General features: G+C 36.0%; 12 protein-coding genes. 2 read left to right on the top strand and 10 right to left on the bottom strand.

The window, feature by feature from the left end:
- Nucleotides 1-2: 2 nt before the first annotated feature.
- Entirely contained in the window at nt 3-245 is a 243-nt protein-coding gene (locus AX762_RS03415) for a DUF896 family protein (RefSeq protein ID WP_071847764.1), read from the bottom strand.
- A gap of 218 nt (nt 246-463) precedes the next feature.
- On the opposite strand from AX762_RS03415, the gene lexA reads away from it, so the two are divergent.
- A complete protein-coding gene (lexA, locus tag AX762_RS03410) occupies nt 464-1,099 on the top strand; it encodes a transcriptional repressor LexA (protein ID WP_071847763.1) in 636 nt (211 codons plus the stop codon).
- 64 nt (nt 1,100-1,163) lie between these two features.
- Here the strand turns inward: lexA and AX762_RS03405 are convergent, their stop codons facing one another.
- The 9 genes from AX762_RS03405 to yihA form a co-directional block, all read right to left on the bottom strand.
- Complete coding sequence (locus AX762_RS03405; protein ID WP_071847762.1) at nt 1,164-1,676, bottom strand: adenine phosphoribosyltransferase; 513 nt, start codon at nt 1,674-1,676, stop codon at nt 1,164-1,166.
- Nucleotides 1,677-1,705: 29 nt separating this feature from the next.
- Entirely contained in the window at nt 1,706-4,015 is a 2,310-nt protein-coding gene (recJ, locus tag AX762_RS03400; RefSeq protein WP_071847761.1) for a single-stranded-DNA-specific exonuclease RecJ, read from the bottom strand.
- A gap of 104 nt (nt 4,016-4,119) precedes the next feature.
- Entirely contained in the window at nt 4,120-4,983 is an 864-nt protein-coding gene (locus tag AX762_RS03395; RefSeq protein ID WP_071847760.1) for a DegV family protein, read from the bottom strand.
- Between the two features lie 36 nt (nt 4,984-5,019).
- Nucleotides 5,020-5,376 carry a lipopolysaccharide assembly LapA domain-containing protein gene (locus AX762_RS03390; RefSeq protein WP_071847759.1) on the bottom strand — a complete coding sequence of 119 codons (357 nt, stop codon included), beginning with the start codon at nt 5,374-5,376 and terminating at the stop codon, nt 5,020-5,022.
- Between the two features lie 74 nt (nt 5,377-5,450).
- On the bottom strand, nt 5,451-6,242 hold the full coding sequence (locus AX762_RS03385; RefSeq protein WP_071847758.1) for an SDR family oxidoreductase: 792 nt from the start codon (nt 6,240-6,242) through the stop codon (nt 5,451-5,453).
- Nucleotides 6,243-7,181: a ribonuclease Z gene (gene rnz / locus AX762_RS03380; protein WP_071847757.1), complete on the bottom strand. Its 939-nt coding sequence runs from the start codon at nt 7,179-7,181 to the stop codon at nt 6,243-6,245.
- 20 nt (nt 7,182-7,201) lie between these two features.
- The gene (gene obgE, locus AX762_RS03375) at nt 7,202-8,497 is read right to left on the bottom strand and encodes a GTPase ObgE (RefSeq protein ID WP_143139277.1); all 1,296 of its coding nucleotides are present in this window, start codon (nt 8,495-8,497) and stop codon (nt 7,202-7,204) included.
- A gap of 372 nt (nt 8,498-8,869) precedes the next feature.
- A complete protein-coding gene (locus AX762_RS03370; protein WP_071847755.1) occupies nt 8,870-9,997 on the bottom strand; it encodes a hypothetical protein in 1,128 nt (375 codons plus the stop codon).
- Nucleotides 9,994-10,602, bottom strand: coding sequence for a ribosome biogenesis GTP-binding protein YihA/YsxC (yihA, locus tag AX762_RS03365; protein WP_071847754.1), 609 nt, complete (start codon nt 10,600-10,602; stop codon nt 9,994-9,996). The genes AX762_RS03370 and yihA overlap by 4 nt, the downstream gene beginning before the upstream one ends.
- Nucleotides 10,603-10,959: 357 nt before the next feature.
- On the opposite strand from yihA, the gene AX762_RS03360 reads away from it, so the two are divergent.
- Complete coding sequence (locus tag AX762_RS03360) at nt 10,960-11,862, top strand: fructose bisphosphate aldolase (RefSeq protein ID WP_071847753.1); 903 nt, start codon at nt 10,960-10,962, stop codon at nt 11,860-11,862.
- Nucleotides 11,863-12,193: the final 331 nt, after the last annotated feature.

Here is a 12,193-nt window from a genome sequence, read left to right as displayed (position 1 = left end):
ACTTAGTCGCGGTTATGAATCCCTTTTTCTTTTTGAATCTCTTTAACTTTATCAGGTGTCACATCAGTGCCATCTGGATCGACTATTTTCAAGCCTTCTATATGGTTTCGCATCCCAGAACGAAAAGCTTTAATATATTCTTCTCTCAAGCCTTTTTGTTCTTGTTTCTCTTCTGCTGATAATCCGTCATTTCTTTCTTTTCTTACTAATTCATTAATACGGTCAAGCTTTTGTTTTTCTAACATATTATCCCCCTTATTTCATTTCAGGTAAGTTATGTCTCACATTACTCATCATACCATTAGTCATTAAAAAGTGGTAGTTTTAGATAAAATTCTCATTCGTTTCTCTTCATTTTGTTCTTCGAACATTCGTTTGATTTGATGCCTACACTGTGCTATACTTTAATAAAATACAGAACAGCTGTTCCATTTACTGAACATATTATAGAGAGGGTTTTAGTATGAGTACACGAGGGCGTAAAGGTGAGAAACAACTAGAAATTTTGAATTTCATCCATAAACAAGTAAAAAAGAAGGGTTACCCGCCTACTGTTCGAGAAATCGGAGAAGCCACGGCACTGTCGTCTACCTCTACAGTTCACGGTCACTTAGCACGATTAGAAAAGAACGGATATATCATACGGGACCCTTCAAAACCTCGAGCAATTGAATTCACTGCTGAGGGTTTAGATAAACTGGGTATTAATTTGGACGAGGATAAGATTCCACTTCTGGGAATCGTGACGGCCGGCGAACCGATTTTAGCTATCGAAGAAGCCACAGATTACTTTCCTATTCCTACCGATTTGGAAATAGAGAAAGGTAACCTCTTCATGTTGACCATACGTGGTGACAGTATGATGGATGCCGGTATTTTAGATGGTGATCAGGTTATTATCCGCAAACAAGCATCTGCAAATAATGGGGACATTGTCATCGCTATGACCGATGAAGATGAAGCTACCTGCAAACGGTTCTTCAAGGAAGATAATCATATCCGGTTACAACCGGAAAACGAAACAATGGATCCAATCTTACTTAATCATGTCAAAATTTTAGGTAAAGTCATTTCGCTTTATAGAAGTCACATTTTTTAAATCATTTTATTTGAATGACAATCCGAAAAAGCCGACCTCCATATGGAAGACGGCTTTTTTAGTATCAATATGTCATTAATGTGAAAATGTCATAGCCTTTAATTTTATCTCGACCTTTTAAATCTTCCAATTCAATAAAGAATGCAGCACCGACAACTATTCCACCAAGTTTTTCCACGAGTTTGATCGTCGCAGCTATCGTTCCACCTGTAGCAAGTAAGTCGTCAGTTATTAAAACTCTTTGTCCAGGTTCAATGGAATCTTTGTGCAGTTGTAAAACGTCATTACCGTATTCTAGTCCATAACCTACTTCAATGGTGTCTCTTGGTAATTTCCCTTTTTTTCTGCAGGGAGAAAAACCTATTTCTAATTCATAAGCGACAGGGCATCCAACGATAAAGCCTCTGGCTTCAGGACCAACAATCATGTCAACACCTTTACCTTTAGCATATTCAACAATTCTATCAGTAGCAGCTTTGTATACTTTTCCGTCAGCCATTAAAGGTGAAATATCTCTAAATATAATGCCTTCTTCTGGAAAATCAGGAACGTCAGCGATATACTTCTTAAAATCCATTTGTCTTCCTCCATCATTTGAATCGTTCATCATTTATTTTTCAGGTAAGCAAGCAACTCTTTGAAAGAACTATAGACGAGAATTTCTTCAGCCTCTATTTGCTCTAATCTTTTCTTATAAGTTATCGTATCTTCCAAATTTTTCTTAGCTGGATGAGACACGATGCTCAACTTCCCATCTTCTATTATAACAAATTCGTTCTCTAAAAACACCATCAACATAAATTTTATCGTATCTTTATCTAAATGCATACTCTTGACCATTTGTTTAGTGTCTTGCGCCAATACTATTTCCTGTTTTGTTATCAACCATTTGTACAACTTTTGAAATTGATGCTTTTTAGGCATCCCCTTCATATAGTAGTCATTGGGTGAATGAAAATATAAATACATCGGTTGTGATTGATACGTCTGATAAATTTGTTTGAAATCTCTAATATCCTCAGGGGTATCTACTACTATGACGGGCATACCCGAAGGAATATCCAGTAACTCAGCTTTCGCTTCGAAAATTTGATAAGTAGATTGCTTATCCACTCTCGGTATCCAACGTTTGGCAACAATCGATTGGAAAAATACAAAATGAACATTTGATGTCCTAAACATTTCTTCTTGAATCGTACTTTTCCGCTGATCAATAATCAATGGTTCATTCGAGTTGTAATCTAGGGCTTGCAGTTGCACTTTTCTGAAACCATTCCACTCATTGATCGAGATATAACCGATGATATCTATTTCAGGAGATGATTTGAGTATGTCAGACCAATCTGCACTATTAAATGCAATCATGTCCATTTGCTTATTATCCCTAGTTAAGGTCGCCTTAAAGTGTGTTTGATTGGCACCGATTTTTTTAGAATTCTCCGGCAAAACAGACTCGATTTCAAATAACGGTTTTGTATTCTCTTGACCAAACGGTCTCAGCAAATCAATTTCTTCCACCAGTTGTGTGTCAATTTCATCCCACTCTATTTTAGCATCGACTCTAAATACTTTTTCACTAGGCAGTTTGTTCAAGCTTTTCTCTGCTTTCCTATTGACCTCATCAGTAAATTCCCCTAAATAACCAAAATCTAAGCTCACGCCACAAGCCTTTTCGTGACCACCAAAGCTTTGAAGGTTGTCTCTGAATTCATTGACACACTCATAAAGATTGAACCCATCAATACTTCGCCCGGATCCTTTTATCTTATCTTCCGACTCGTTTATAGTTAAGACCAGTACAGGTTTATGGAATTGTTCTGTAATTTTACTAGCAACAATTCCTAATACACCCTCATGCCAATTCTTTTTGGCTAAAACTAAGAAAGATTGTGACTGTTTTGTTTTTGCCATTTCTAGTGCTTCTTCGGTGATTTTTCCAACGATTTCTTTTCTCTCTTCATTCTTCAATAATATTTCTTTACTCAACTTGAATGCTTTTTCTTCATCAAAAGTTGTCAATAAATCGACGACTAAAGAAGCATCTCCTAAACGACCGACAGCATTGATCGGTGGCGCAAGTTTAAAGCCGATCGTTTCCTCATCAATCGTTTCAGGTTTTATGTCAGAAACTTGCATTAATGCAAGTAAGCCTAAACGCTGTGTCTGTTTCAAAGCTTTTAATCCAAAATAGGCTATCGCTCTGTTTTCTTTTTTTAACGAAACAAGGTCAGCGATTGTGCCGATAGCTGCTAACTCTAAAAAATCAGCTGGACATTCACCAAGTAGTGCATGCGCGACTTTCATGCTTACTCCAGCACCCGATAAGTCCGGTGTAGAATAGTGCTGCTTCGGATGCCTCGGGTGAACGATGGCATATGCATTTGGTAGCTCTTGTGGACATTCATGGTGGTCAGTCACAATAACATCTACATCTCTAGCTTGAGCATGCAAAATAGCCTCGTGTCCCGAAATGCCGTTATCAACAGTTACAATTAACTGCGTTCCATTGTTTATGAGCTGATCAAATGCGTCCACATTTGGACCATACCCCTCTTTAAATCGGTTTGGAATAAAATAATCGACTTGACCTCCTAGCAGTTCAACCGCCTCGTATAAAATAGCCGTACTTGTTACACCGTCAGCGTCGTAATCACCATAGATAGTTATTTTTTCATCGTTGGACACAGCTCTTTTTATTCGATCCACAGCTTTTTCCATGTCAAAAAATAAGAAAGGATCATCGAGCCAGTCTATGTTAGGCTCAACGAAATCTAGAATAGCCTCTTTAGTATATAAACCTCTTTTAGCGCATAAACGTATAAATGTTTTCGATTTATCTAGTTCGAGTGCTAATTTTTCAATTAATGATTCGTCTGTTTGTTCATCATATTTCCATAACGTTTTACTATTTTGCATCCTGTCACTCCTCGTATTACTCACAGAGCTTAATTATAACAAAAAACAAGATACAATAAAGGAAGACTTTATTGTATCTTGTTTAAATTTTAAGTTAGCCAATATTAATCAAGTATTTGAACGCCAATACCGATTAATCCGGGTCCGGTATGAACACCTAAGGCAGGACTTATTTGATCATAAAAGAAATGTTCGTAATTTGGTAATTTAATTTTCATTTCTTCACGAATATCTTCAGCCTCTTCACGGGCTGTTTCACCACCATAGGCAATAGCTAGATTATATTTCTCGGAACCTTTGGCAAAATCTTCAACTAAATCAATTGTTTTTTTGATTGATTTAGTTTTACCTCTAACTTTAGCAACAGTATGATAAATACCTTCCTCGTTACAGGTAATAATTGGTTTCAAATTCATCATGCTTCCAACAACAGATTGAACTAAACCGATTCTTCCACCTTTTTGCAAATATTCCAATGTAGGCACATAGAAAAAGACTTTCGCTTTTTCGATACCTTCTGTCAAATTCACTTTCAAGGTTTCCCAATCTACACCACGGTCCACTTGCAATGCTGCTTCGGCAACTGTAAATCCAGAAGCAATACCAATATTTTTTGTATCTAGAACGAATATATCTAATCCGTCATATTGCTCAGCAACCACACGAACCATATTATTGGTCCCACTTAGACCACTTGATATAGTAATAGCTAAAACTTTTTCGTAACCTTCAGCTTTGATTCCATCAAACATCTCTTTGATCGTTTCACCGTCAGGCAAAGAAGTTTTTGGAATTTCTTTATCCATACGCTGATAAACTTCTTCAGCCGTAATGGTTACCTTATCAATATATTCACCATCGTTAAAAATTATTTTTAATGGGATTACTTTTACATTGTATTTTTCTTTTATCTCTTGAGGTACATCCGAACCCGAATCAGTTAGAATAGCAATTTTATTATCATTCATACTTTTACCCCCTACTTAAATTGACAGGCTATTATATTACAATATATCATCGTTTTTTGATTGCGACTCTGTATCAACTTTGTCATTCTGAACTTTATCAAGTTCTTTTTTACCTGAACGTGTTTTTCTTTTAGACGGTGTTTCAGATGTCCTTGAAGAACTATCGGATTTTTGATGGTTACTCTTACGTTGATCTGCAAACATCTTATACGTTGATAGAAGCGTCGCAATTAACGCCCCAAGTAAGACTGACACAAAAATAATAACGATTAATGGCCACTCAACTACAGCAAATCCAAAATTGACTGGAACAGGATCAACATTTAATACAGATAAAATAGCGACACCTAAGAATAATACAATTGCCCCAACCATACTCCATTGTTTTTTCATTGAATATTCCTCCTATACATCATTTGTTATAATTAAGAATAACATATAGTTCGTATTTATTACATTAATATATATCATTTCTTATCAAATAAATGCTCAATAAAAAAATCGCCAATTGAAGGAAACAATGAATAAAATCTTGATGAGAATTCCAACATTACTGGCAAGTTGACTTCCCTTTTATTGGTGCCAATTACTTTAATTGTTTTTTCAGCTACTACTTCAGGCGTTAAAACTAAAGATTCTACTTTTTCGAGATAGCTGCCTTCTGGATCGAATTTATCAAAAAATGCGGTATCAACGGGGCCAGGATTTATAGTTGTAACCTGAATATTGTGCTCCTTGAGTTCTAATCTTAGCGCGTTACTAAATCCTAATACTGCAAACTTAGTTGATGAATAAACTGCTGACTTTGGTGTCGCAACTTTACCGGCAATTGAAGCAACATTGATAATATGACCGGATTCATGCTTTGCCATATTTCTAGCCACACATTGGGATAAGTACATCAAGCCTAAAACATTAACTTTGAACATGTTTTCAACTTCAGAAAAATCACAATCAATGAATTTCTCTGAAAGACCATAACCCGCATTATTTATCAATACATCTATTTTATTAAGTTTTGAATAAAGGACATCAACGACGCGATCTATTTCACTCAAATTAGAAACATCTAAGGGACAGACGATGACATTTACACCATATCGATCTACACATTCTTTTTTGACCCGCTCTAACTGATCTTTTCGTCTTGCACTGAGTATCAGGGTAGCTCCTTTACGGGCTAGACCATAGGCAAGCGCTTCACCTATGCCCGATGAAGCACCAGTGACCCAGACAACTTTATCTTTTAATGATTTCATCTAATTCCTCGTCTCTTTTAATGGAATAGAAACTTCAGTAAAATCACTCATCACGAATGCATTTGGAAAGAGGTTTTGTGCTTCTTTCTGCATTAATTTACTATCAGCATAGAGGTATCTTGCACTAATATGTGTCAATAAAAGTTTTGAAGCCTTGGCTTTTTGTGCAACTGCAACAGCTTCAAGGTTTGTAGAATGATTGTAACTATGCGCTAATTCCATATCGGAATGAATAAAAGTACTTTCATGAACCAGTACATCAGCATTTTCTGCTAGCTCGACACTCTTCAAGCTGAATTTAGTATCGCCAAGAATTGTAACGATCCGACCTTTTTGTTTAGGACCAACGAAGTTTTCACCGTTGATTTCTTGGCCATCTTCTAATACGATCGTTTCACCTTTTTTTAATTTACCGAACATAGGTCCAAAAGGAACCCCAATGGCTTGAAGTTTATCAGCCATGAGTTCTCCTTCTCGATCTTTCTCAACAATTCTATATCCAAATGAAGGAATACCATGTTGCAATCGTTTAGTTGTAACCACAAACTGACTGTCCTCAAAGATTATCCCTTCATTTTCAATTTCAACAAACCGAATGCCATATCTAATATGAGATTGTGAAAGTTTTAAAGACATGGTTACATACTGTTTAATTCCTTTAGGACCATAAATTGTTATGGGTGACTCTCCACCTTGAAATGCCCGACTACTTAAAAGACCCGGAAGACCAAAAATATGATCACCATGCATATGTGTAATAAATATTTTTTCGATTTTTCTTGGCTTTATAGTCGTATTCAATATTTGCTGCTGGGTTGCTTCTCCACAATCGAATAACCACGTAGCATTTCTTTCATCCAATAACTTCAACATCATGCTTGAGACATTTCGATGCTTAGCGGGGACCCCTGATCCTGTTCCTAAAAATAATAATTCCATATGCCAATCCTTTACTTCTTTTATTCTACAAAATTGAACTCATAATCATCTATTCTTACTATATCGCCATTTTCTGCACCACGGTCTCTAAGAGCTTGATCAATACCCATCCCTCTAAGTTGGCGTGCAAAGCGCATAACAGATTCATCAAATTGGAAGTTAGTCATTTTATATAATTTTTCAATTTTCTCTCCAGCTATAACCCATGTACCATCAGGTTCTCTCGTGATTGAATAATTTTTATTTTCTGGTATGAATTTATATAAAACTCTTTCTTCTTTGTCTGTTTCGTCTTCATACATTGGAAATTCTGGTGTTGTTTCCAGTAAATCTACGGTGCGAGACATGACAGTATTCAAGCCTTTTTGAGTAAGTGCAGATACTTCAAAAACTTCTACATCTTCGTTTGCTTTTTCTAGTTCTTTTTTAAATTTCGCAAGATTTTCTTCAGATTTAGGCATATCCATTTTGTTGGCGATGACTAACTGAGGACGTTCACGTAATTTCAAGTCATACTGTTCCAATTCTTCATTAATTGTAAAGTAATCGTCAATAGGACTTCTGCCTTCAACCCCACTCATATCTATCACATGTAACAATACGCGCGTTCTTTCAATATGTCTTAAGAATTCGATCCCTAAACCGACACCTTGCGATGCACCCTCAATTAACCCAGGCATATCTGCCAAAACGAAACTTCTACCATCTTCTGTATTAACCATTCCTAGATTCGGTACAAGCGTTGTGAAATGATATGCTCCGATCTTAGGACGTGCTGCAGAAACAACAGATAATAACGTTGATTTCCCAACAGAAGGAAAGCCTATTAAGCCTACGTCTGCCAACACTTTTAATTCCAGTTCAATTTCTCTGTCTTCTCCGGGTTCACCGTTTTCTGCTATTTCAGGTGCAGGATTACTAGGTGATGCAAACCGGATGTTGCCTCTACCTCCGCGTCCACCTTTAACGATTACTGCTTTTTGCCCGTTATCTGTTAAGTCTGCATACATAGTCCCTGTGACAGCATCTTTAACAATTGTGCCTGGGGGAACTTTCACGTATAAATCTTTTGCTCCTCTACCATGCATACCTTTCGACATGCCGTTTTCGCCATGTTTCGCTTTAAAATGACGATTATAACGGAAGTCCATCAGCGTTCTTAATCCTTCATCTACGATGAAAATGACGTCTCCGCCTGCTCCACCATCTCCGCCTGCCGGTCCACCGTCAGGAATATATTTTTCTCGTCTGAAAGTCACCATGCCATCTCCACCACTGCCGGCCTTTACACTTACTTTAACTTGATCTAAAAACATTGACACTTATATTCCTTCTTTCTATAAAACACTCAACTGTCATCTATTCATTTTACACTAAATGACAGTTGATATCTAATTGGATTTACTGTGAACTGCATCGGCACCGAAGTACCGAGCTTCTGGGAACAGCCATGACTTGTCCGCGTAGCATTTCAACTTGTAGACAGCAGTTTAGACTAGTTTTCCAAGGCTCATCCAGAGCCAATATTCAGCTTGTTTTAGTCGGTCCAGACTTGGGTAGCGTCTTTAGCTACTATAAATATCATACCCAAATCAGGTGTCTTAAACAAGATTCATCTCTCAGTTAAAACTGAGGGTTCTCTCTCTGACACTCATTATAAAAATAAGTCATAAGGTTTATGATGCTTATCAAACCTTATAACTTATTTTTTTTTCGTAACTTATATTATGATTGGCATCTTTATTTACATGCATATGAGTAATTTTCTCTTCGGCGATTTCATAGAATTTTATCATGAAATCATTCGTCTGATTTGTTAAATACTCATCATAAAAAGATTTAGCGACTTCCATTTTTTCATTTGAATAACCGCTCCCAACAGTATCATTAATTTGAGTATAGCTCAGCGTTGGATAGTTAGAAAAAACTGTTTCATCCTGAGCGCCACTTAAATCTAATATAAGTTGTCTTTTTGCAGTTGGTCTCATTTCATACATGTCTTCTAATAATTCATTTGATAACCAGGCGTTTTTTATGCTTGAACCAATAATCACAACATCTGCTTTCGACAGTCGATAAACAAGTTGACCTAAATCGACAGATTGGATATGGTTTTTCCATGCAAAATTATTCGTTAAGGCTAACCAGTTGTCAATATTTTTAATCAGCTCTCTGGATTTTTCATTTCTCTCAAGAAAGGTTAAATAAGATCCAGATTCTCTAATTAGATACTTCATCAATTGAGTGATTATTTCATTATTACCAATGATAAGATAATTGATATCTTTTTTTTCAGGATAGTGACTTCTTAGCTTTTGAATAGCTTTCGGCGCTTCTCCGTTTATCAAAGGATATAAAGACTCTTTATCATAAAGTGATAATGAAAAATCTATGGCCGCATTAAACAATTCGAACAAAACATTTCCAATGGTTCCATATGCCATACTCTCGTAAAGTGCTTGTTCCAAAAAATTAATGGATTCTGGTGTTTCATCTAAAATACTCGTCAAATCAAATAAGTGCTTGGTGACATCATCGTTAAACATGCTATACGTCTCCAAAATAATCTCTTCTAACGGTTTTCCAGTATGCCGAGATAAATATCTTAATAAATCACCATGTTTAAAGGTTTTTTCATCAACATATAGATAATATTCATTTCTGTTATTGGTCGCAACCAATAACAGCTCAACTACTCCGTCAAATGTGCTTATATCATTTAAATGACTAAGACGCATCGCTTTGTTTAGACTATACTTATGAACGTCATCACAAGACACAGTATTTCGATTCACACCATACATAATTAGTTTCATGCACTATCATCCTTTGGTAAGTGAGCTAATATAGCATCCCAAACTTCTTGACGTCCTTCCTTCGTAAATGAAGAAAAGGTGAAAAACTTATCAGCAGGGTCTATATTGAGAGTTGTCCTAATAATACTTTCGTATTTATTATGTTTTGACTTTTTAATCTTATCTGATTTTGTAGCCACGATAAACACCGGTACATTGTAGTGTTTATAAAAATCATACATCAACATATCATGTTCTGATGGTTGGTGCCTAAAATCGATGAGCAATATACCCAAAACAAGTTCTTCTCTTGTCGCGAAGTAATCCTCCATCATGTGTCCCCATTTTTCCTGTTCTGCATTAGAAGCTTTTGCATAACCATAACCGGGAACATCAACGAAAAAGAGTTCTTTTTCAATATCAAAAAAATTCAAGGTCCGTGTTTTTCCGGGTTTACCGGATGTGCGTGCCAAGTTTTTTCGATTAACCATTGTATTTATAAATGACGATTTCCCTACATTAGAACGTCCTGCTATTACGATTTCTGGTAAGCCATCTTCTGGATATTGAGAAGGAGAAACTGCACTAATTGTAATTTCAGCATAATTTATATTATCGCTATTCATTCATACCTCTCCTCAATTTATTTAATAAAACACTTGTTAGTATAACATATTTTCCTAAAACATAAAGGTTAACATTAAAAAAAAGTTACAATTATGTACTGTGTTACATACAAGTGTCTGTTTTGATATAGATACTTGTATCTATATCCTTTCTCTCATGAAAAGTTGCACAGTTTAAGCACAAATTTCAACCTCTCATTTTAAATTTGTCGGACTTATTTCAACCAACAACGTCTTTCTTATCCTATTCACTAGAATGTGCATTGCTACATGATTTTGCTTACTAGTGATAAAATAACATTAGGAGATTTTTCTTTTCAGCATTTGACTTTAAAAAATATAAAGGAGAGAACATAAATGAAAGCAAATCATTTTGAGAAAATGTCAAAAGGTAAAGGTTTCATAGCTGCCCTAGATCAAAGCGGTGGCAGCACACCTAAAGCCCTAGCTGCCTACGGAGTGACAGATAATGCCTTTGAAACTGAAGATGATATGTTTGATCTTATTCATGAAATGCGTACACGCGTCATTACAGCCCCAGCATTTGATTCCAACTTTATACTGGGAGCCATTTTATTCGAGCAAACGATGGATAGTAAAATTGAAGGCAAATATACTGCAGACTATCTAGTAAAAGAAAAAGGAATCATACCTTTCTTGAAAGTGGATAAAGGTTTAGCAGATATCGCTAAGGGTGTCCAGATGATGAATCCGATTTCTAATCTGGAAAACATGCTGGAACGTGCGAATCAGCGCAATATTTTTGGTACTAAAATGCGTTCTGTCATTCATAAAGCTAATCCAGAAGGAATCAGAGAGATCCTTGACCAACAGTTTGAGATTGCTAAAAAAATCATGGATGCCGGCTTAGTTCCTATTATTGAACCAGAAATTGATATCCATAGCAAAGAAAAAGAAGAAGCAGAAACCCTACTGAAAGAAGAAATCATGAATCATTTAAACAAGTTATCTGACGATTATAATGTTATATTAAAACTTACCCTTCCTGATGTTGCAAATCTTTATAAAGAAGCAATAGAACACCCTCGAGTGGTTCGTGTTGTTGCATTATCAGGTGGATATTCTCGTGAGGAAGCCAACGAAAAACTGAAAAATAATGAAGGTATGATTGCCAGTTTTTCAAGAGCATTATCTCAAGATTTACGGGTTGGCCAGTCAGAAAAAGAATTTAATAGCGCATTAAAAAAAGCAATTGAATCTATTTATGACGCATCAGTCAATAAAAATCAAATCATTTAATCTACCGAATACCATCAACCGAAAGATTAATCTCCTTATTCCTGCTAACGTCTGTTCCTTAAAACTCATTTAATTCAGTTCAATTATATTTTAGAGATACCTTTCCACTATTTAATCAAAACGCTGGATTTTATAATGAAGTTAGCCGCTTAGGCTAACATATAAAAAACGCCATGTGAATTTCATGTTATATTGAAGTTACCGCTAACTCTCAATAGACAGGATGAATTCACATGACGCACTCTAACGATAACACATCAGCACGTAAGGGAAAACACTTATCTTATTCAGAACGGTCTCAAATTGCTATTCTAAAGATTGAACACTACTC

The organism is Alkalibacterium sp. 20 (genome assembly GCF_001885615.1).
GTDB lineage: Bacteria > Bacillota > Bacilli > Lactobacillales > Carnobacteriaceae_A > Alkalibacterium.
Note: the sequence above shows the minus strand (reverse complement) of the source record. Positions and strands in the feature narration are given on the sequence as shown.